Origin of the sequence: Rhodococcus sp. Leaf278, from assembly GCF_001426085.1 — a bacterium.
GTDB lineage: Bacteria > Actinomycetota > Actinomycetes > Mycobacteriales > Mycobacteriaceae > Rhodococcoides.
Map to the genome: position 1 here is coordinate 52,094 of NZ_LMRR01000043.1, position 22,444 is coordinate 74,537.

Genomic DNA, 22,444 nt, shown 5'->3' on the forward strand with positions numbered 1-22,444 from the left:
CGCTCGACAGCCGTCACCGCTCGATCATGGTGCGCACCAGCTTGAACCCCTGACCGATCGACACGTCAGGCAAGTAGGCCCTACCGATCGCGTTACCGATACTGGGCAGAGCAGCCGGATCCGCGAACGTCATGTGCATCGGTTCGTAGCGAGGCTGGAACTTGGATTTGAACGCAAGTAGGGATCGGAATCCGTAGACCGGTTCGAGTGTGCGTCCGAGCACGTCGAGCAACCGTTCGAGCAGTCCCGACAGAGTCGACTGCTCGGCGCTGGAAACATGTTCGGGTTGCTTCTCGTCGACCTTTGCCAGCGGTGCGCCCGACAAGCTGAGGAATCTGGCACCCTCCTGCTCGAGCAGCAGAGCAGCCGAAGCGATGAGAAATTCCATCGTCGGCCGGAAGCCTTCGGATCGACGACGCATGAAGTCGAGCGTCCATCCGACTATGACGCCGTCTTCGTACACCGGCATCCACGAGGTCACGCCGTGCACGGTCCGATGCTCGTCGACCGCGATCAGGCACCGCACATTCTCGTCGTCGACTTCTTCGAGACCGCCCAGAGTGAACCCCATCTCGGGCATACCCTTGTCTGCAACCCATTCCTCGGAAATCGCGGTGATCTGATCTGTGATGGCCAGTGGTGCAGACGGGAAACGAATCCATTCGGCTACGACACCCGCCTTCTTGGCCCGGTTCAGCGCCGTCCGGACGTCTTGGAAACGCTTGCCGGTGAAGGCAATTCCGTCCAGGTCCAGCACCGTCTCCTCGCCCACTTGAATTCCGCCCCAGCCGAGGGAATCGGTGATGCGACGAACGTCGGGAGTGACGGAGTAGAAACACGGTATCCAGCCGTTCTCGGACGCGAATTCGGCGAAGTCGACGACGTGGTTCCGCAACGACTCTCGCGGACCTACTGGATCGCCGGTGGTCAGAGCTACACCCGAGATGACGCGGTAGGCGACGTAACTGCGACCGTCGGGACCGAACCAGTACTTGTTTCCGCGCCAGGTCGTCATCCACGACAGCGCCGAACCGCTGCTCGCCATGAGCAGTCCGCGCGCACGTTCGGTCGCGTCTGTTTCCGTCCCGTACACCGGGGTCAGGAAGGTGCTCGCAGCGAAAACACAGACCACCGACCAGAACACCACGCCGGTCCACTCGAACAGCAAGGTGGTCGGAATGCTCTGCGGCAGCAGAGCGGGTTCGAGCCATTGCAGGTAGACCGGCGGAATCAGGCGCTGCGGAAAGTCTGCCAGCAAACCGCCGAACGACGGCGAATCGGCAAAGCCGCCGCGCGCGAGGTACCCACCGATCGCGTAGACCGCGCCGAGTCCCACCCCGACTCCGATCACCGAGGCCGCCCACCGCCGGTAGGTGCCCGAGGGTGCCGATACGTCGAAGAACTTGCGGGTCACCAGGAGAACCACAAGCACGATCAGTGGGAGCAGGAACGGCACCGCGGTGCGATACGCGGTCGGCGACTCGAGCCCGTAGAACAGCGACTGGTCGTCGCCGGCCTCGAGGAACCGAATTGCGAAGTTGGCCACCGACAGTGCGAGCAGGATCAGCTGGGAGACCATAGCCAGCGCCCAAGCGAAACGCCTGCCACGCCGAAGGCCGTCGCTGATCACCAGCAGGAACAGGGAGGGCATGATGCTCAGAATCGTCGGACCGACGCCGCCGAGCCTGAGATCGAGCAGACCGCGACGGCATTCCACCGGATCGGTAGTCGCATCCGCGCATATCTCACGTACCTCGGCCGCCGTGTACGGAACTCCTCGAACAACATCACGAAGAACCGCGAACGGACCTACAGCGTTGGGGCTCAGGGCAGCCAGCACGGGACCCAACGCACTCGCAGCGACGATGAGCGCAACCAGCACGCGGCCTTCACGTTGCGTTCCCGCCAATCGAGGCCCACGCGCCGAACGGCCGACGATCCACGGACCCACGATCAGGCCGATGACCGCGGCGGCCAGTCGAATCACATCCTGCAGGTGCCCACCGAACAGGGCCAGCGTCACCAGCAGGGCCAGCACGCCCACGCGAATCCGTCTCCGCCACAACGTATCCATGCGCGAGGTGGCCACCAGCACCACGCCGAAGATCCAGGTCGTCGGGCCGACAGCGGTGCCGACGTGCAATCGGAAACCCCAATCGGCGTCGAAGGTCTTGGCCAGAGCCGCAAGACCGAGACCGAACAGCGAACCGGCCACCTGGGTGACGAACGCGGCGATGGCGAAGCGACGGGACCCGATCCGGCGCTCGATGGGCGCAGCGGCGAGCAGGACTGCAACAGTCGCCACCACACAGCCGGCGATGTTCGGTGCCGTCAGCCCCGAGGTCAGCGGCGTCCACAGGTGCCAGCGCTCGAACGGCATGATGCCCACGGCAAAGTACTTGTCGTATTCGCCGCGATCGTCGAACACGGCAGCAGCGATGCCGGTCGACCACACGATCGCAAGCAACGTAAAGCTGACCGGGGCCCCGACCGCTCCGAACACGATGAGCGACCACAATCTGCGAATCTGGCGCATCACTGCGGACGATCCGGACTTCAACGCCGTGGTGCGCTTCGATATCCACGAAGGTCCGGCGACGTCGCCTGCCGTGGCCTCTGCAGAAGACGAGGTGGCTGTCGCGGGGAGCTCCGGCTCGGTCACGTTCACGAAGTCAGCCCTGTTCTCGTTGCCAGCCATGGGAGTTCACGACGCAGGCCTTCCGACCAGACTGCGAAGCTGTGTCCGCCAGGTACTTCCACGTACTGCACATCCATTCCAGCGGCCTTCGCCGCGTCGTACATCTCCTGTTGACCCGGTTTGTAATCCTTGTCGTCCGCGCCCACGACGAAAATACCGGCCGAGTCGGGGTACCGACGCGATTCGAGCAGGTCCAGCGGGTTGATCGCGGTGAATGCCGCAGCATTGCCGCCGAAGGCCTGCTGCACAGTGCGATCCCGATCCCCGAGGGTGGGCTCTCGTTGACCCGACAGGTCGAGGAAGGTGGGATAGGCGTCCGGGTGATTGGTCGCCATCTGAATGGAGCACGTGCCACCGTAGGACAACCCACCGATCGCCCAGTGTGCGCGATTTCGGTCCACCTGCAGGGTGGCGTCGATCCAATCGGGAACGTCCCGGGACAGATACGTGTCCACGTTCCCCAGCGGCGAATCGACGCAGAGAGGGTTGGCGATGGATGACCCGGTGCCGTCCGCAACTACCACGACGGGCGCGAGACCTGCATGGTCACGGGCGAAGTTGTCCATGGTCTCTGCGAGCTTCCCGCCGTTGAGCCAGTCCTCGGGCGCACCCGGCTGACCGGCGAGCAACACCAGGACCGGCAGCAACGGGCGAGGATCGGCAAAGTACGCGGGCGGGAGATAGATCTGAGCATCTCGGGCCGAAAAGTTGGACGCGGTAGCGGGAACGGTTGCCGACGTGACTCGTCCTGCGGTCGCCAGATCAGCAGGCGCGGTCCACACCGAATCCAAGGGCGTGCCACTGACTGTCTGTGCCACTGCGGCCGGCACATCCGAGAACTGAATTCGGGTAGCGGACTCGACACCGAGGGCATTGCCCACGGTGGGATATGCATCGAACTCCAGGTTGACGTGCAGCGCTGCAGCCGCGACGACGAGGACCGCTGCGATCACCGTCGTCAGTTTCCCCAGCACCCCGCGCGCTGCGAGCAACCGGAACACCACCGCGAACAGTGCGGCGAGACCCACGCCGATCCAGACGTAGATCGACGTGGCTATCGGATCCGGAAACGGTCGCCACACCTTCTCGACCACCACATAACCGACAGCAGTGGCAACGATCGCGACCGTAACCGCGATCGGCAGCGCACGCCTCGAATATCGCCGCGACGACGACACAACCAACCACACGCCGCCGAGCGCGCCGAGAACGGACACGATCACCGGTACCGGGCCGTCGATCAACGACAGCGAATCGAACCACTCCACGCTTGCGTCTCCGCTCACTTCTCGAAGAGTCGGGCCGCGGGGCGGCACGATCACGTGAGAAGGATATTCGCCCCGATGTGCCCTCGGTCGATACCCGTCGATTCGAGACGCCGACACTATGACCGAACCCACACTGTCGGGACAACCGGTACTACCACGGGTAGTACGCATCAGCGTCGGAGTAGCCGTAGAGTGTTAGGAATGGCTGGTCTTGGTGAACTAGAGCGCGCAGTGATGGACCATCTGTGGGAGTCGACGGATCCCCAGACCGTTCGACAGGTGCACGAAGCACTCGCGACACATCGCGAGCTCGCGTACACGACGGTGATGACGGTGTTGCAGCGACTGGCGAAGAAGAAGTTGGTCGTCCAGCAGCGCGACGACCGCGCTCATCGGTACGCGCCCCTCCACGGACGAGACGAGCTGGTTGCGAGCCTGATGGTCGACGCGTTGTCACAGGCCCCCGCGTCCGGTGGCCGCGCTGCCGCACTCGTCCATTTCGTCGGACAGGTGGGTGCCGACGAAGCCGCCGCACTCCGTGAGGCGCTCGCCGCTCTGGAAGTGGCACAATCGAAGAGAGAGTCCCCTTCGGCTGGAGATGGCCGTCCGACGGACTGACGCTCGGCGTAGTAAGTGAGGACATGAACTCGACGACTGCGTTGGTATTCGCGGTACTCGCGCTGATATTGGCGGGGCCTATACCAGCCGTGCTCGCTCGCGCCAGTTGGCCGTATCGGTCCCCGCGCGCAGCGCTTGTTCTGTGGCAGGCAATCGCGCTGGCTGCCGCGCTCTCGGCATTCAGCTCAGGACTCGCCATCGGCGGTCTGCTTCTCGTTCCCGGCCCTGACGGTCGGCCCACCACCGCACCCACCGACGAAATCGACGCGCTCGGTTTGCCCCTCTGGATCCTGTATGTCGTCGTACTCGCAATCACCCTCGGCATCGGTGCCAAGTTGATGTTCTCCGTCGTCCAGGTAGCGGTCAGAACTCGTCGGAGACGGTCTCGGCACCGCATGCTCGTCGATCTGCTCGACCGAAACAACCTGAACGAGAATCCTTTTCGCAGTCTGCGCGATGCGGACATCCGAGTACTCGACGCCGCCGAGCCGATCGCGTATTGCCTACCAGGTCTGCGTCAGAGGGTCGTCCTGAGCCGTGGAACGCTCGCCAGCCTCTGCGAGGCCGAAGTGACCGCAATTCTCAGCCACGAAAGGTCACACCTTCGGTCCCGCCACGATCTGGTACTCGAAGCATTCACCGCGGTCAACGAAGCGTTCCCCCGAATCGTTCGTAGTAAGTCCGCGCTGGGCAGCGTCCAGCTGTTGGTCGAGCTGCTGGCCGACGACACAGCGGTCAAGGTCACCGGACCTACCCCGCTGGCTCGAGCACTGGTCGCGTGCGCAGGGTCCACCGCACCGCGGGGTGCCATGGCGGCTGGAGGTCCACACACCCTCATCCGCGTGCAACGGTTGAGCGGCCCGGGCAGCGACGTGCGCATCGCCGCGGCAGCCTACGCGGCGGCTGTGGTGATCCTCGTACTTCCTACGATCTACGTGGCGATGCCGTGGCTCGAAGAACTGAGCAAACTGGTCGGGTGACCTCGGGGTCGCACAGGTCACATCGATTCCAGGTGAACAATCAGCGGTGCGTCGAGTACAGTGGACCTCGGTCGCCATCGCGACCATGCAATCGAAATGGCACAAACAGCCCCACTTTATGCGGTATCCGCATATCGATGGCCAGGTGACAGTGCCCTGGCTCGTATCAATGTGTTCTGGCTGTTCTTCGTGTTTCCCATCTCGTTCGGGTGCTCTCAGCTTCGGGCTTATTGGCGTGCCCGTAATCCGGAGAGGCTTTACTGCGTGACCCACGCTGTTTCCAACACACCCGTTTCCACCACGTCCGACGCGACGGCTGTCCCGACGCCCGCAGCGGCACCGGCGTTCACCTTCGCTGAGCTCGGACTGCCCGAGGCCGTCGTCGCCGCTTTGGCGCGCAACTCGATCACCGTGCCCTCCCCCATCCAGGAGAAGGCCCTTCCCGACGCTATCGCCGGCAAGAACGTTCTCGGTCGCGCGCAGACCGGTTCGGGCAAGACCCTCGCGTTCGGCTTGCCGATCCTGCAGCGCCTGTCGCTGCACACCGACCGACCGGCCGCCAAGCGCCCGCGTTCGCTCGTATTGGTTCCGACCCGCGAACTCGCCTTCCAGGTCGTCGAATCTCTCGCCCCCTACGCCAACGCGCAGGGTCTCCGGGTCATGCCTGCCGTCGGCGGCACCCCGTTCAACAAGCAGGTCGAGCAGCTCCGCCGTGGAGTGGACGTACTCGTCGCCACGCCCGGCCGCCTCGCCGATCACCTCCGTCAGGGCACCTGCATCCTCGATTCCATCGAGATCACCGCACTCGACGAAGCCGATCAGATGGCCGACATGGGCTTCCTGCCGGAGGTGCGTGCCGTCCTCGCCGACACTCCCGCAGACGGACAGCGCATGCTGTTCTCGGCAACCCTCGACCGTGAGGTTCAGTCACTGGTCCGCCAGTTCCTGCCCGACCACGTCGAGCACTCCACCCAGGACGGCAAGGCCAGCGTCCGGACCATGGACCACTACGTCCTCATGGTCGACCGGGGTCAGAAGGATCTCGTTCTCTCCGAGATCGGTGCTCGCGAAGGCGGCCGCACCATCATGTTCGCGCGTACCAAGCTGGGTTGCGATGGAATCACCGATCGCCTGCGCGCGCTCGGCATCGCCGCCGAGTCACTGCACGGCGGCAAGGCACAGAATCAGCGCACCCGCGTTCTCGAGCGCTTCAAGAACGGTCGCACCCCCGTGCTCGTCGCCACCGACGTTGCCGCTCGCGGGATCCATGTCGACGGCATCGACCTGGTCGTTCACGTCGATCCGCCCGCAGACCACAAGGACTACCTGCACCGCGCAGGACGTACGGCACGCGCCGGCGAGAAGGGCACCGTCGTCGCGATCGTGCTCCCCAACCAGCGTCGTCAGGTTCTGCGTCTGACCGGTATGGCCGGCGTCAAGGCCACTGCTGTCAACGTCTCTCCCGGTTCGGCCGAGCTCAACAGCATCACCGGCGCAAAGAAGCCCACCGGTGAGCCGTTGCGCGCCGAATCCTCGCCCCGCGATCGCAACAGCCGTCCCGGATACCAGGGATCGAACCCCCGCAGCGGCGGCGGATACCAGGGCTCCAATCCCCGCAGCAGCGGCGGATACCAGGGCTCCAACCCGCGCTCCAGCGGCGGATACCAGGGCTCCAACCCGCGCAGCGAAGGCGGCTACCAGGGTGACCGCCCCCGCACCGGATACCAGGGCTCGAACCCGCGCTCGAGCGGCGGATACCAGGGCTCCAACCCGCGCAGCGAGGGCGGCTACCAGGGTGACCGCCCGCGTCGCACCGACTCGAGCTCGTACCGCGGCGCCGAGAGCCGGGGCTACGAAGGACGCGGCTCCGACAACCGGGGCTCGGACAACCGTCGCCCGGCATCCGCTCCCCGCCAGGACGAGCACCGTTCGGGTGGCTTCCGCAGCCGCACAGAACGTCGTTCGTACGACGGTTTCGATGGTCCGGCTCGCAGCCACTGATCAATTCGCAGCCACTGATCGAATCGCTGCCACTGATCGGTTCGTAACCGTGCGGTCGTGAATCGACCGGAGCATATTTCGACGACACGAGGTGTCGCATTCTTCGCGAATGCGGCACCTTTTGTCGTTGTCTACGGCCAGGTTTGAGTTCTGCTGGGGGGTTGGCTCGCGCGACGCCGCTCGGCAGGGAAAGCTGTCTGTATGACCTCAGCAGCAGAACCGAAAGAACTGGCTCAGATCGGAGTCACCGGACTCGCCGTCATGGGCTCCAACATCGCACGCAACTTCGCTCATCACGGGCACACCGTCGCGTTGCACAACCGCAGTGTCGCCAAGACCGATGCGTTGATCGCCGAGCACGGCAGCGAGGGAAACTTCATCCGTACCGAGACCATCGAGGAGTTCGTCGCTGCGCTCGCGAAGCCGCGCCGGGTCCTCATCATGGTCAAGGCGGGCGACCCGACGGACGCTGTGATCGAGGAACTCGCGGGCGCGATGGAAGAGGGCGACATCATCATCGATGGCGGCAACGCGCTCTACACCGACACCATCCGTCGTGAAGCTGCCATGAAGGAGCGCGGCCTGCTCTTCGTCGGTGCCGGAATTTCCGGAGGCGAGGAGGGCGCTCTCAACGGCCCGTCGATCATGCCGGGCGGCCCGGCCGAGTCCTACAAGGCGCTCGGTCCGCTGCTCGAGTCCATTGCGGCACAGGTGGACGGCACGCCGTGCTGCACTCACATCGGACCCGACGGCTCCGGCCACTTCGTGAAAATGGTGCACAACGGAATCGAATACGCCGATATGCAGCTCATCGGCGAGGCGTACAACCTGTTCCGCGACGCCCTCGGTTACACCCCGGCGCAGGTCGCCGACGTCTTCACCGAGTGGAACGACGGCGATTTGGAGAGCTATCTGGTGGAGATCACCGCCGAGGTGCTGCGCCAGGTCGACGCCAAGACAGGTCAGCCGTTGGTGGACGTGATCGTCGACGCCGCAGAGCAGAAGGGCACCGGCCGCTGGACTGTCAAGGCTGCACTCGATCTGGGTGTTCCCGTTACCGGTATCGCCGAAGCAGTCTTCGCCCGGGCGCTGTCGGGATCGCGGGCGCAGCGCAAGGCGGCCGTTGGCCTGGCCTCGGGTGCGCTTGCCGACAAGCCCACCGACGCGGAGCAGTTCACCCACGACATCAGCCGGGCGCTGTACGCGTCGAAGATTGTTGCGTACGCACAGGGCTTCGACCAGATTGCTGCGGGCAGCGCCGAATACGACTGGAATCTGCATCCCGGCGACCTGGCCACGATCTGGCGAGGCGGATGCATCATTCGCGCGCGGTTCCTCAACCGCATCAAGGACGCATACGACGACAACGCCGAACTGCCGAGTTTGATCCTGGCACCGTATTTCCGTGACGCCATCGAGAACGCTATCGACAGCTGGCGTCGCGTTGTCATCACCGCGGCCTCGTTGGGCATTCCAGTCCCTGCATTCGCGTCCTCGCTCTCGTACTACGACGCTCTGCGGGCAGAGCGTCTGCCCGCGGCATTGACTCAAGGGCAGCGAGACTTCTTCGGAGCGCACACCTACGAGCGAACCGACTCGGAAGGAAAGTTCCACACCCTGTGGAGTGGCGACCGCTCCGAGATCGAGGCCTGACAGCAATCTCGTCCACGCCGGTGGCGCTGCGTGGATCACGCAGCGCCACCGGCGTCTTTCCGGGGTCCGGTCAGAGTGGGACGGGCCCGAAGACCGGCTGCACCACCGTCGACGGAATGCCCTCCCAGGGCAGAAAACCGTCGAGGTCCTTCCACACTGCTTGAACGGCGCCGAAGCACCCCTTGCCGTACACATCCGAGGCCGAATACAGAATGTCGGCACAATCCGGTACATCGATGGTGAACAGCTCGAACCCTGCTGCAGTGCAGCCGATTCCGGATTCGAGCTCCAGCATCCCCGTGGCGACCGAAGTGCCGAGCGCGTTGAGAATTCTGGAGGATTCGCCTGGCCCACGCCCTGTCATGACGATCTCAGGACTACCGAAACCGGTGAGCCCGACGGTATAACAGAACGCCGGATGGATACCGTCCCGATCGACTTCCGATTCGACGTACTGCAATGCCCACCCGAATGTGTCGATGGTGCGCTTCAGATCCCGGATGTACTCGTCGAGACTCAGCCCCTGGCACATCTTGCACATAGCTCCCCCAACTCGGCATGCAATCGCCCCCTCGGCGATCGCGGTCTCGAACGCCTTCGAACGTGCGTTCCATTCCGATTATTGCGCTGGGGACCGACAAGAAGATTCCTGCGCGATCGACGCGGCGGTAAGGTCACACCCATGCCAGGTCAATCCGCTTCATCGTTCGCAGACCTGGGGCTCCCGGTGGTTCTTGTTCATTCACTGCAGAATGCGGGCGTGTCCAACCCCTTTCCGATCCAGATTGCTACCGTCCCCGACGCCCTTGCCGGCCGGGACGTACTGGGCCGTGCCCCTACCGGGTCGGGAAAGACGCTGGCGTTCGGACTTCCACTTCTCGTGCGGCTGGCAGGTCGTCGAAGCGAGCCGGCCGCACCGCGCGGGCTCGTGCTCGCTCCGACCCGCGAACTGGCGCTCCAGATCCACGAAGTTCTCGACCTTCACGGTGCCACGTTCGGACTGCGCACCGTCGGTGTCGTGGGCGGTGTCCCACTCGAACGAAATGTTCGCGAGATACAGCGCGGTGTCGACATAGTGGTTGCCACCCCCGGTCGTCTCAACGACCTGCTGGAGCGACGTTCCATCGCGCTGAATCGCGTCGAGACGACCGTGATCGACGAAGCGGACCGCATGGTGGACATGGGGTTTCTGCCCCAGATCGAATCACTTCTGGCCGCGACGCCGCCCGACGGCCAGCGGTTGTTGTTCTCGGCCACCCTCGACCAGGACACCGACCGCCTGGTCGAGAGGTTCATGCACGATCCGGCAAAGCACTCGACCGCCGAATCGGTGAGCGTGCCCGACATTGCGCACTACGTGTTCGAGGTCGATGCCACGCGCAAGACAGAAGTAGCTGCCGCGCTTGCCAACAGAGACGGACGAACGCTGCTGTTCGTCCGCACCACCCACGCGGTCGATCGACTCACCGACGAGTGTCGCCGACTCGGCGTACCCGTATCGTCGTTGCACGGCAACAAGACTCAGGCGCATCGCACGCGTTCGCTCGCCGCCTTCGCGGACGGCAGCTCGGGTGCGCTGATCGCAACCGACGTCGCCGCTCGCGGTGTTCACGTCGACGACGTCACACTGGTGGTGCACGTCGATCCGCCGATGGATTCCAAGGACTACGTGCACCGTGCAGGCCGAACCGCCCGAGCCGGGGCCAGCGGAACCGTCGTGACCTTGGCGACCGGCGATCAGTTGGCGGGGGTACGAGCCATGGCGGACGAAGCGGGGGTATCCGCCACCGTCGTCGATACCGAGGCGGATCCCGTCTCGTGGCGGCGAATGACCGGTGCCCGAGCCCCCATCGGCAGACCACTGCCGAATCCGGCCGACACCTCGGCATCCGCCCGTGGCGATCTGCCGGAGCGAGGGGCACGGCGGGGCGCTGCACCCTCGCGGCACGAACGACGGGGCCGAACCGGTGGCAGTCGGGGCACCGGGCGAGGACGACGCGGGTGACCTCGCCCTGGTTGTCGGTCGCACTCGCTCTGATTTCGGCATTCCTGTTCGCGTGCGCTGCGGTGGCGCAGCAGAGCGCCGCTGCGTCCGTTCCCGAGGGAACATCGCTGGTATCGGCCCTCGTCCGTAGCCCCCGATGGTGGATGGGTGTCGTCGGAGACGGGGGTGGTTATGCGGTACAGATTGCGGCCCTCTGGGTCGGTTCGGTCCTGGTCGTGCAGCCGCTGCTCGTCACTGCCCTGCTGTTCGCATTACCGATGTCGGCGAAATTCGCGCGCCGCTCGCTGCCTGGGTCGACCTGGGCACTCGCGCTTCTGCTCGCCGCCGCGCTCGCGGTCTTCATCGTGGTGGGAGACCCGAGCGAGGGAACTGCCGACGCTCCACTCGCAGCGTGGATCGTGCCTCTGATCGTCGCCGCTGTCGTGATCGGCGGCGCGGCAGTCGGCGGTCTGGTGCTGGCCTCCCCCGGCCTGCGGGCCCTGCTTCTCGGAGCTGCGGGAGGTCTGTTGTTCGGACTCGCTGCGGCCCTCACCAAGTTCGTGACCGATCTCGTCGACGCCGATCCACTTGCAGCACTGACGGCCTGGCAGACCTACACCTTGATCGGATCGGGCATTCTCGGCTTCTACCTCCAGCAGCGCGCGTTCCAGGTGGGTCCGCTGTCTGCGTCCATGCCGGCCGTCACGATCTGCGAACCACTCGGTGCAGCGTTCGTCGGAGTGACGGTCCTGGACGAGAGAATCAGAACCGAGGGCGCAGCCCTGGCGACGATCGTGGTGGCGGTCGCCGTCATGGTCGTCACCACGGTGCTCCTGTCGCGCACTCAGGCTGCGAACACTGCCGATTCGACGGTTCCGGACCGGGCGTCGAACACAGGAAGATCATCCGACCGGTAGTCTCGATCAACGTGCAGTTCCTCGATGGTCACCAGCCGCCCTACGATCTCACCTACGACGATGTCTTCCTCGTCCCCAATCGAACCGATGTCACCTCGCGTTTCGACGTCGACCTGAGCACGGTGGACGGCTCGGGAACGACCATCCCGATCGTGGTGTCGAACATGACGGCGGTATCGGGTCGGCGGATGGCCGAGACCGTTGCCCGCCGCGGTGCCATCGCCGTCATCCCGCAGGACTTGCCGACCGAGGCCGTCGCCGACACCGTCGCATTCGTCAAGAGCCGTGACCTGATCGCCGATACACCGGTCGTACTCGGGCCCAACGCGTCCGTGTCCGACGCGTTGGCGCTGGTACACAAACGAGCTCACGGATCGGTCGTGATCGTCGAACACGGCAAGCCCATCGGAGTAGTCACCGAGAGCGCGTGCGCCGACGTCGACCGATTCGCCCGGCTCAGTTCCGTGGCGTCTGCCGACTTCGTTCGCGTTCCCCGCCACGCGTCGCCCCAGGAAGTGTTCGAGAAGATCGAGGCGGCCCATGCACACCTCGCGGTCGTCGTGGAGGACGACGGTTCGCTGGCGGGTGTCGTGACGAGAACCGGCGCGGTTCGGACGGGCATCTATGCCCCTGCCGTGGACACGTCGGGGCGCCTGCGGATCGCCGCGGCGGTCGGCATCAACGGCAATGTCGCGGAGAAAGCGACCGCCTTGGTCGAGGCCGGTGCCGATGTTCTGGTGATGGACACGGCTCACGGACACCAGGAGAAGATGCTCGACGCTCTTGCTGCTGTACGCGCTCTCGATCTCGGAGTGCCCCTCGCTGCCGGCAATGTCGTGTCTGCGCAAGGCACTCGCGACCTGGTTCGGGCCGGTGCGGACATCGTCAAGGTGGGCGTCGGTCCCGGCGCAATGTGTACGACACGCATGATGACCGGTGTCGGACGCCCCCAGTTCTCCGCTGTGGCCGACTGTTCCGCCGCGGCAGCCGAACTCGGTGCCTCGGTGTGGGCCGACGGCGGCGTGCGCCACCCGCGTGACGTTGCCCTCGCCTTGGCCGCAGGTGCCGCGAACGTCATGATCGGCTCGTGGTTCGCCGGAACCTACGAGTCCCCCGGCGACCTCCGAGTGGACGCGGCGGGCAACCGCTACAAGGAGAGCTTCGGCATGGCCTCCAAGCGGGCGGTTGCCGCACGTACCGCCACTGACGGCGCATTCGATCGGGCCCGCAAGACCTTGTTCGAGGAGGGCATTTCCAGTTCTCGGATGCGCCTGGATCCCGACAGCCCCGGCGTCGAAGATCTGATAGATCACATCTGTGCCGGAGTTCGGAGCACCTGCACCTATGCAGGGGCCCGCAGTCTGCCGGAGTTGGCGCAGCGCGCAGTCCTGGGAGTTCAGTCCGCGGCCGGATTCGCCGAGGGGCGCCCCCTGCCGTCCGGATGGTGACCGTCGTTCACGGTTAGACTCACCAACAGCAAACAGAGTTGTCCGCGCTCGCTGCGCGCCCGAGGCCGATCATTCGTGCTTGGGGTGCCGCCGAACGTAGATCCCGCACGGGTGGGGTCACAGCGCGGACCATACAGAAGGGAATCAGGTGCCCGAGGCACCCACTATTTCGGTTGCCGGTCCGGCAACTGCAGAGCAGCACGACGAGAGTTCCACTTCGGAGGGATCCTCTATCGAGCCGGGAGAGAAACCCGGCGACACCGATTTCGGCATCCGCGCGCAGTCCGGCGGCGCAATGCTCTTGTCCCAGCTTCGGCGGCCCCGGCTCGGACGGGGTTGAGACGTGGCGACCCTTCTCACCATCGTCAGCCTTCTCGGCTTCGTTGCCTTGACGGCGGGAACCGCGTTGTTCGTTGCGGCCGAGTTCTCCCTCACTGCGTTGGAACGCAGTGCGGTCGAGTCTCAGGCCGAGAACGGCGACATGCGCTCGCGTCAGGTTCTGCACGCGCACAAGACTTTGTCCTTCCAGCTATCCGGTGCCCAGCTGGGCATCACCATCACCACTCTGATCACCGGATATCTCGCAGAACCCGTGCTGGCAGGCTTCATCCGGCCGCTGGCCGATGCCCTGGGCGCGTCCGAGACGCTCGCGTCGGGCATCTCACTCGCCGTGGCGCTGATTCTGGCCACCTCGTTCTCCATGATCTTCGGTGAGCTCGTCCCGAAGAACATTGCCATCGCGAAACCGATGTCGACGGCCCGCGTCACCGCAGGTGCGATGGCCGGGTTCTCACTGATCTTCAAGTGGGCGATCAACGGGCTCAACGGCTCTGCCAACTGGCTCGTTCGACGGCTCGGCATCGAGCCGGCCGAGGAACTCAGATCGGCGCGATCGCCACAGGAACTGGGTTCGCTCGTACGCACGTCCGCACAACAGGGTTCGATCGACGAGAACACGGCTCGATTGGTCGATCGGTCGTTGCAGTTCGGCGATCGAACGGCCGAGGAGCTGATGACACCGCGAGTCAAGATCGAGACGCTCGCCACCGACTCCACCGTGGCCGATTTGATCGAAACTGCTTCGCGCACCGGCTTTTCCCGTTTCCCGGTGGTCGATGGCGATCTGGACGACACCGTCGGCGTCGTCCACATCAAGCACGCGTTCACCGTCGCGGCGTCGCTCCGTCGTTCGACGACCGTCGAGTCCCTGGCACGTGATGTTCCCGTCGTACCGTCGAGCCTGGACGGCGACGCGGTGATGGAACGGGTGCGGGCCGACGGTATGCAGGTGGCTCTCGTCGTCGACGAGTACGGCGGTACCGCAGGCATGGTGACGATGGAAGATCTGATCGAGGAGATCGTCGGTGACGTGCGCGACGAACACGACGAGCCTGAACTCGATGTCTCGCGTTCCGGCGAGGGCTGGGACTGCGCCGGCCTACTACGCATCGACGAAGTCGCGTCGGCTACGGGCTATTCCGCGCCGGAGGGCGAGTACGAAACCATCGGTGGTCTGGTTCTGTCCGAGTTGGCCCGTATCCCGACCGAGGGGGACGCAGTGCTTCTGCCCCCGCCGTCGAGCGAAGATCCGCTCGACGGAGACGGCGGCTGGGTGGCACGGGTGATCCGCATGGACGGTCGTCGGATCGATCGGGTGTTGCTCATGCCCGTCGACGCCGCAACGGTGGCTCGAATGAGATCGGCGGGAGAGATCGATGGGTGACCTGTTCGGAGTCGGTCTCGCCGTTCTTTTGCTGGCCGGCAATGCATTCTTCGTCGGAGCCGAGTTCGCGTTGATCTCCGCTCGGCGCGATCGACTCGAAGCACTGCTCGCGCAGGGAAAGAAGCGCGCACAGAGCGTCATCGAGGCCGGTCAGAATCTGTCGCAGATGCTCGCCGCTGCTCAGCTCGGCATCACGATCTGCTCGATTCTCCTGGGCCGGGTGGCCGAGCCGGCGGTGGCGCACCTGATCGAGGTCCCCCTCGATGCCGTCGGAATCCCCGAGTCGTTCCTGCACCCGATCGCCTTTGCCATCGCGTTGACGCTGGTGGTCGTATTGCACATCCTGGTCGGCGAGATGGTTCCCAAGAACATCGCGATCGCGGGTCCGGAGAGCACCGCCATGATTCTGGTGCCGATCCACCTGGTGTTCATCAAGGTCGCGCTGCCGCTGATCTCGTTCTACAACCTGTGCGCCAACCTGACGCTCCGGATGCTGCGTATCGAGCCCAAGGACGAGCTGAGTTCTTCGGTCTCGGCGGTGGAGTTGTCGCAGATGATCGGCGAATCACGTTCCGAGGGATTGATAGACGCCGAGGAGCACCGCAGACTGCGGCAGGCACTGGAGACGTCCGGTCGGACGGTCGGCGAGGTGTTGATCCCTTCTCACCAGGTTCGCAGCATCGAGTTGTCCGGGCCCGATCACACCCTCGGACCGACACTGGGCTCTGTCGAACGCGCCGTCATCGAGACCGGCTTCTCGCGTTACCCGGTCCGCGATGCGGCCGGCGCGCTGGTCGGCTACCTGCACCTCAAGGACGTTCTCGACGACATGGCCGACGAATCGGCCGGACCGGACACGGTCATCCCGCGAAGCGACGTTCGGGCACTGCCCGTCGTCTCCATCGACACGGTGCTCGACGATGCACTGACCAAGTTGCGACGCGCCAGCAGCCACCTCGGAGCCGTGCACGACGCGACGGGGGCCACTGTCGGGATCGTCGCACTGGAAGACTTGGTCGAGGAGTTCGTCGGTACCGTTCGAGACGGCACGCACCGCGTGGCCGGTCCTCGGCCGGGTCAATCTGCATCGAGCACTCCCCCGCGGAACGCGTAGATGTCCGGCCCGGCGTCGCTGACCGAAGCGGAGTGGACCACCCGACGGGCTGCGCACACGGCGCGGGTCGAGCACCTCGTCGGTGATTATCTGACCGACCGAGGACATGGCAACACCCATCCGGTGCTGGATTTCCTGTTCACGTATTACAGTCACCGACCTGGTCAACTGCGCCGGTGGAATCCGGGTCACGGCATCGCGCTGACCGGCGAACGTGCATGCGAGTACGCCGAGTTCGCGTCCTACGAACAGGTGCAGACCGATCGGGGCGTCGGTTACCGGGTGCGGTCCGATCTCGTCGAGCGCCGCCGCGCCAGTATCGAATTCATCCTGGGACTGCTGACCGCCACCGCCGAGCGAGCACCCATGCTCGGCTGCTTCGGCCTGCACGAGTGGGCGATGGTCTACCGCGGAGGAATCTCGGCGCAGCGGCACGAGCAGGTGCCACTGCGCCTCGGCCGTGACGGGACCGATGCTGTGGTCGATTCGATGTCGTTACGGTGCACCCACTACGACGCCTTCCGGTTCTTCACCCCCGACGCCACACCGCGCAACGCTGTGACGCTTTCCCCGGAATCGCGCCTGGGGTCCGAGCAGCCCGGGTGCATTCATGCCTCCATGGATTTGTACAAGTGGTGCTACAAGCTGGGGCCATTGATCGATTCGGAGTTTCTGACCGACTGTTTCGAGCTGGCGCTGCACGCGCGCACGATCGATATGCGGGCCAGCCCCTACGACCTGAGCGACTACGACCTCGAACCCATTCGGATCGAGACCGCGGCCGGGCGAGCAGAATATGTGCGCGCGCAGGGGGAACTGTCGACCGAAGCGGCACCACTGCGCTCGGCGTTGATGGCTCGGTGCCAGAATTTACTGATCGGCGGCGAGTTCGGTGACGGACTTACTGCCGAGTAACATCGACATCGTTGTCGTGGGGACACCGTCATCGGTGTCCGAGACCGGAAAGAGTGAGGAATTCATGACCGATCGTGTGCAGGCTGGTGGACTTCAGGTCGCCAAAGTCCTATTCGATTTCGTCGAGAAGGAGGCGCTGCCAGGTACCGACGTAGATTCCGACGCCTTCTGGGCCGGTGCCGCGTCGTTGATCGCCGATCTCGCTCCCAAGAACAAGTCTCTGCTGGCCGTCCGCGACGAGATCCAGGGCAAGGTCGACGCCTGGCACGGCGAGCACGCGGGTCCGAACTACGACCGTGCCGCATACAAGGCCTTCCTGAAAGAGATCGGCTACCTGCTGGACGAGCCGGCCGACTTCCAGATCACCACGGCAGGTGTGGACACCGAGATCACGACCACAGCCGGTCCGCAGCTCGTGGTGCCGGTGCTCAATGCCCGGTTCGCGATCAACGCGTCCAACGCACGGTGGGGCTCGCTGTACGACGCCCTCTACGGAACCGATGCCATCCCCGAGGCCGACGGCGCCGAGAAGGGATCGAGCTACAACAAGGTCCGCGGCGACAAGGTGATCGCGTTTGCTCGTGACTTCCTGGACGAGGCGCTGCCCTTGAGCTCCGGCTCGCACGTCGGCACCACCGGCTATGTAGTCGACGCCGCATCGTTGACGGTCACACTGGCCGACGGCAGCACGGTGGGCCTGAAGGAGCCAGCACAGCTGCTGGGGTACCAGGGCGCACCGGACGCGCCGACGGCAATCCTGTTCGTGCACAACGGTTTGCATTTCGAGATCCAGATCGATGCCGAGAGCCCGATCGGCAAGACCGACGGCGCAGGCGTCAAGGACGTCCTGCTCGAGTCGGCTGTCACCACCATCATGGACTTCGAGGATTCGGTCGCGGCAGTCGATGCGGACGACAAGGTTCTCGGTTACCGCAACTGGCTCGGTCTGATGAAGGGCGATCTCACCGAAGAGGTCTCCAAGGGCGGCAAGACATTCACTCGCGCGCTGAACAAGGACCGTACCTACACCTCGGTCGACGGTTCCGAACTGACGCTGCACGGTCGCTCGCTGTTGTTCGTCCGCAACGTCGGTCATCTGATGACGTCCGACGCGATCCTCGACGCCGACGGTAACGAGGTCCCCGAGGGCATTCTCGATGCCCTCTTCACCTCGCTCGCAGGTCTGCATTCGTTGACCGCGGACAACGTCCTGTCCAACTCGCGGACCGGTTCGCTCTATATCGTCAAGCCGAAGATGCACGGACCGGACGAGGTCGCCTTCACCGCCGAACTGTTCGGCCGCGTCGAGCAGGTGCTGGGGCTCCCGACCAACACGCTCAAGGTCGGAATCATGGACGAGGAACGCCGCACGACGGTCAACCTGAAGGCATGCATCCAGGCAGCGTCCGAGCGCGTCGTGTTCATCAACACCGGATTCCTCGACCGCACCGGCGACGAGATCCACACCTCGATGGAGGCAGGGCCTGTCGTCCGCAAGGGTGCGATGAAGGGCGAGAAGTGGATCGCCGCGTACGAGGACTTCAATGTCGACACCGGGCTGGCCGCGGGCCTCGAAGGCAAGGCGCAGATCGGTAAGGGCATGTGGGCCATGCCGGATCTGATGCACGACATGCTCGAGCAGAAGATCGGTCACCCCAAAGCCGGGGCCAACACCGCGTGGGTTCCCTCACCCACGGCCGCGACGCTGCACGCCTTGCACTATCACAAGGTCGATGTGTTCGCCCGCCAGCACGAGATCGCTCAGGCCAAGCGCGCCACGGTCGACGACATTCTCGAAATTCCTCTGGCTCCGTCCACGGACTGGACCGACGAAGAGAAGCAGAACGAACTCGACAACAACTCGCAGTCGATTCTGGGCTACGTCGTGCGGTGGATCGACCACGGCGTCGGGTGCTCCAAGGTTCCCGACATCAACGACATCGCACTCATGGAAGACCGTGCGACGCTTCGTATTTCGAGCCAGTTCATCGCGAACTGGCTGCGCCACGGCGTCGTCACCGAAGACCAGGTGCGCGAGTCGTTGAAGCGGATGGCCCCGGTGGTGGACCGTCAGAACGAATCGGATCCGACGTACCAGCCGTTGGCTCCCGACTTCGACACCAACATCGCCTTCCAGGCTGCCAGTGACCTGATCTTCCAGGGCACCAGCCAGCCCAACGGCTACACCGAGCCGATCCTGCACCGCCGCCGACGGGAGTACAAGGCCGTCAACGCCTGACGGACTTGTCGACCTCGTGGGTGAACATCGGAACGCAGGGCGCGGTCGGTCCATAGCCGCGGGACCCGTGATCGTCGTGATCACGATCGCGGTGGTCGTCGCGGCCGTGTTCGGATGGTTTCAGCTGCGAGATCGGATTTCCGATCAAGGTGTCGAAGCTGCGAGCCAGTGTGTGGAGGGATCGGCGGTGCTCACTGTGGCCGCCGATCCCGACATATCCGGGCCCGTCGAACAGTTGGCCGAGCGGTTCGACGCCACCGCTCCGGTGGTACGGGATCACTGTGTGACAGTGCAGGTTCGAGCCACGGCTTCGGACGTGGTGCGGTCGGCTCTGAATGTCGGTATCGACTCCTGGGATGCCGGTGCACTCGGCGACCGACCGGGCCTGTGGATACCTCAGTCCACGGCCGACGTCGAGGCCGTGACCGCGCGCGGATCCATCGACGGCACTCCACGGTCGCTGGCGTCGAGCCCGGTGGTACTCGCGGCCCCGACCGCCATAGCCGACGCCGTCACTGCTGCGGGCTCGAGCTGGGCCGACCTGGTCCGGCTGCAACGTGACCCACAAGCTCTCGGATTGGGTGAATGGGGCGGGCTCCGTCTCGCTGTCCCGACGGGTTCCGACACCGGTGCCACCACTCTCGCGGTAGCTGCGATCGCAGCCGGTGTCCTGGGCGACCCGACCACGCCGCTGACCGTCGAGCAGGCCTCGTCGAGAGAGCTGGTGTCGGCGATGTCGGAGCTGGCGTTCACCGATACGAACGCCGCCGCGCTGTCCACGTCCACGACGTACGACGCCCTGGCGAGCCTTGAGAACGAAGCAGGCCCTCAGGCCCCTGTTCATGCGGTTCCGGTGACGGAACAGCAACTGGCGTCGACCGATTCGTCCACACTGACCGCGGTACGACCGCAAGGTCCGACGCCCGTCGCCGATCATCCGGCCGTCGTCCTCACCGGTGACGAGACGTCCACTCGAGCGGCTGCGACGTTCGTCGAGTTCATGCGGCAGGCGGAAGGCGCGCAGACACTTCGAGACGCCGGGTTCGACGTCGACGAGGCAGAGGACGCAGGGGTCGTCGCCCCACCATCGGGACCGGTCGCCGACGCATTGCTCGCCGTGTTGCGCAATCCGGTCCTGCCGCGACGCGCCACCGTTCTGCTCGACGTGTCCGAGTCGATGGGCACCACCGAAGGCGGGGCGACGAGACTGCAGAACACCGTTCGCGCTCTGGGTGAGCAGTTCGAGCGCGTTCCCGACTCCACCGAGCTGGGATTGTGGAGCTTCAGCGAGAATTTGAACAACTCGCTGCCCTTCCGAGTGGATGTTCCGACCGGACCGATGACGATTACGGTCGGGACGACTCCCAGACGCGCTGCACTCGAGGCCGCCGCGGCGGCATCGACTCCGTCTACCGGGTCGTTCACGTATGCGTCCGTACTGGTCGCATATCTCGATGCCGTGGCCGGGTACGTTCCTGGCCGCGTCAACTCCGTCGTACTGATCACCGACGGTGAAGACGACTCGACCTTGTCCCTGGAAGAGTTGCTCACCGACCTGACCACGGCGGCCGACCCGGCGCGTCCGGTGGCGGTGAACATCGTGCGCATCGGAGACAACCCCGATGCCTCCGCGTTCGACGACATCGCAGCCCGGACCGGCGGCACCGTGGAAGCGGTACCGGCATCGGATTCACCAGACCTTATCGATCGACTCGGAAAGTTGCTGTACTAGAACATGTCTCGCGTAATTTTTGTCGGCGTCTTCTTACTACTCGTCACTCTGTTTCTGCACTGGCGATTTCTCTCCGTCACCAGGATGCCGACACGTCCCAAACTGGCTGTCGATGCCGTGCTGCTGCTCTTGTGGCTCTGTGCGGTGGTCGGCTTCGGCAGCGGCGTCGCATTCGATCCGTCCTGGGCACGGGGCCCCGCGTTCGTCGGCCTCAGTTGGCTCGCCGTCGTGCTGTACCTGTTCCTGGGAACGGTGCTGGTGGCCGTGGTCTGCACGATCATGAGAGTGGTGTTCGCCGCGAGGCATCGTGATTCGTCCGCTGCTCGACTGCGTGTATCGAGGATCGGCTCGGCGGCGGTGGCACTCGTCAGCGTGGTCACAGTGGGGTACGGACTCGTCGAGGCGGCAACTCCCCGAGTGACGAACACCGACGTCGCACTCGACCGGCTACCGATCGAATTCGAGGGCGTCCGAGTGGCATTGGTGTCGGACCTTCATGCCGGTCCCTCCCGCGGCGCGGATTTCGTGCGCAAGGTCGTCGATTCGGTCAATGCCCAGAATCCTGATGTCGTGCTGCTCGACGGCGATCTCATCGACGGAACAGTTGCTCTGGTAGGAGAGGATCTCGAGCCGCTACGCGACCTCGACGCGCCGTTGGGCGTGTTCGCCGTCAGTGGCAATCACGAATTCTACGCGGGAGACGGCGGCGAATGGCTCGACTTCTGGTACACGCTCGGTATCGACGTGCTGCGAAACGAACGCACGACCATCACTCGGGGCGACGCGGCACTCGATATCGCCGGGATCAACGACGCCACGGCACCGGCTCCGTACGAACCCGACCTCGCCGCGGCATTGGACGGGATCGATCCCGATCGATTCGTTCTACTGATGGCACATCAGCCGAAGCAAGCGGTGGAGGCATCGGACTTCGGAGTCGACATGCAGGTGTCCGGGCACACGCACGGTGGCCAGATATGGCCGATCCGCTATCTGGTGCCGCTACAGCAGCCCAGTGTCGAAGGGCTGGACACGATCGGAAACACCACGCTGTATACCACCCGCGGTGCGGGCGCGTGGGGTCCACCGGTGCGGGTGGCCGCCCCGCCCGAGATCGCGATGCTGGAGCTCACGCGGGGCTGAGGCCTCCGACG

General features: G+C 64.8%; 16 protein-coding genes. 13 read left to right on the top strand and 3 right to left on the bottom strand.

From position 1 onward, the window contains the following. Positions 1-13: 13 nt before the first annotated feature. Complete coding sequence (locus ASG84_RS23405) at positions 14-2,536, bottom strand: bifunctional lysylphosphatidylglycerol flippase/synthetase MprF (protein ID WP_156399694.1); 2,523 nt, start codon at positions 2,534-2,536, stop codon at positions 14-16. Positions 2,537-2,664: 128 nt separating this feature from the next. Continuing rightward, positions 2,665-3,966: an alpha/beta hydrolase gene (locus tag ASG84_RS23410; RefSeq protein WP_057479537.1), complete on the bottom strand. Its 1,302-nt coding sequence runs from the start codon at positions 3,964-3,966 to the stop codon at positions 2,665-2,667. 201 nt (positions 3,967-4,167) lie between these two features. On the opposite strand from ASG84_RS23410, the gene ASG84_RS23415 reads away from it, so the two are divergent. The 4 genes from ASG84_RS23415 to gndA all read left to right on the top strand — a co-directional run bounded on the left by ASG84_RS23415 (position 4,168) and on the right by gndA (position 9,218). Next, positions 4,168-4,584: a BlaI/MecI/CopY family transcriptional regulator gene (locus ASG84_RS23415; protein ID WP_057479381.1), complete on the top strand. Its 417-nt coding sequence runs from the start codon at positions 4,168-4,170 to the stop codon at positions 4,582-4,584. Between the two features lie 23 nt (positions 4,585-4,607). Beyond that, a complete protein-coding gene (locus ASG84_RS23420; protein ID WP_057479383.1) occupies positions 4,608-5,564 on the top strand; it encodes a M56 family metallopeptidase in 957 nt (318 codons plus the stop codon). A gap of 264 nt (positions 5,565-5,828) precedes the next feature. Further along, a complete protein-coding gene (locus ASG84_RS23425; protein ID WP_057479538.1) occupies positions 5,829-7,565 on the top strand; it encodes a DEAD/DEAH box helicase in 1,737 nt (578 codons plus the stop codon). A gap of 201 nt (positions 7,566-7,766) precedes the next feature. Further along, complete coding sequence (gene gndA, locus ASG84_RS23430; RefSeq protein ID WP_057479385.1) at positions 7,767-9,218, top strand: NADP-dependent phosphogluconate dehydrogenase; 1,452 nt, start codon at positions 7,767-7,769, stop codon at positions 9,216-9,218. Positions 9,219-9,288: 70 nt separating this feature from the next. Here the strand turns inward: gndA and ASG84_RS23435 are convergent, their stop codons facing one another. Next, positions 9,289-9,750, bottom strand: coding sequence for a DUF4262 domain-containing protein (locus ASG84_RS23435; RefSeq protein WP_235581807.1), 462 nt, complete (start codon positions 9,748-9,750; stop codon positions 9,289-9,291). A gap of 228 nt (positions 9,751-9,978) precedes the next feature. On the opposite strand from ASG84_RS23435, the gene ASG84_RS23440 reads away from it, so the two are divergent. From ASG84_RS23440 to ASG84_RS23480, 9 genes are all read left to right on the top strand, one after another. After that, complete coding sequence (locus tag ASG84_RS23440; protein ID WP_235581808.1) at positions 9,979-11,223, top strand: DEAD/DEAH box helicase; 1,245 nt, start codon at positions 9,979-9,981, stop codon at positions 11,221-11,223. Beyond that, a complete protein-coding gene (locus ASG84_RS23445) occupies positions 11,220-12,119 on the top strand; it encodes a DMT family transporter (RefSeq protein ID WP_057479389.1) in 900 nt (299 codons plus the stop codon). Before ASG84_RS23440 ends, ASG84_RS23445 begins: the two co-directional genes overlap by 4 nt. Before the next feature lie 11 nt (positions 12,120-12,130). After that, complete coding sequence (locus ASG84_RS23450; protein WP_057479390.1) at positions 12,131-13,567, top strand: GuaB1 family IMP dehydrogenase-related protein; 1,437 nt, start codon at positions 12,131-12,133, stop codon at positions 13,565-13,567. A gap of 343 nt (positions 13,568-13,910) precedes the next feature. Continuing rightward, on the top strand, positions 13,911-15,290 hold the full coding sequence (locus tag ASG84_RS23455; RefSeq protein WP_057479393.1) for a hemolysin family protein: 1,380 nt from the start codon (positions 13,911-13,913) through the stop codon (positions 15,288-15,290). Further along, positions 15,283-16,404 (top strand): hemolysin family protein, encoded by a 1,122-nt coding sequence (locus tag ASG84_RS23460; protein ID WP_057479394.1) that lies wholly within the window; start codon positions 15,283-15,285, stop codon positions 16,402-16,404. The genes ASG84_RS23455 and ASG84_RS23460 overlap by 8 nt, the downstream gene beginning before the upstream one ends. Then, positions 16,405-17,319 carry a hypothetical protein gene (locus ASG84_RS23465; RefSeq protein WP_057479395.1) on the top strand — a complete coding sequence of 305 codons (915 nt, stop codon included), beginning with the start codon at positions 16,405-16,407 and terminating at the stop codon, positions 17,317-17,319. It abuts the gene before it with no gap. A gap of 64 nt (positions 17,320-17,383) precedes the next feature. Next, positions 17,384-19,558 carry a malate synthase G gene (locus ASG84_RS23470; RefSeq protein ID WP_057479539.1) on the top strand — a complete coding sequence of 725 codons (2,175 nt, stop codon included), beginning with the start codon at positions 17,384-17,386 and terminating at the stop codon, positions 19,556-19,558. A gap of 67 nt (positions 19,559-19,625) precedes the next feature. After that, positions 19,626-21,290, top strand: a complete 1,665-nt coding sequence (locus tag ASG84_RS23475; RefSeq protein ID WP_057479396.1) for a substrate-binding and VWA domain-containing protein — start codon at positions 19,626-19,628, stop codon at positions 21,288-21,290. 3 nt (positions 21,291-21,293) lie between these two features. Beyond that, a complete protein-coding gene (locus ASG84_RS23480; RefSeq protein ID WP_057479397.1) occupies positions 21,294-22,433 on the top strand; it encodes a metallophosphoesterase in 1,140 nt (379 codons plus the stop codon). Positions 22,434-22,444 lie beyond the last annotated feature (11 nt).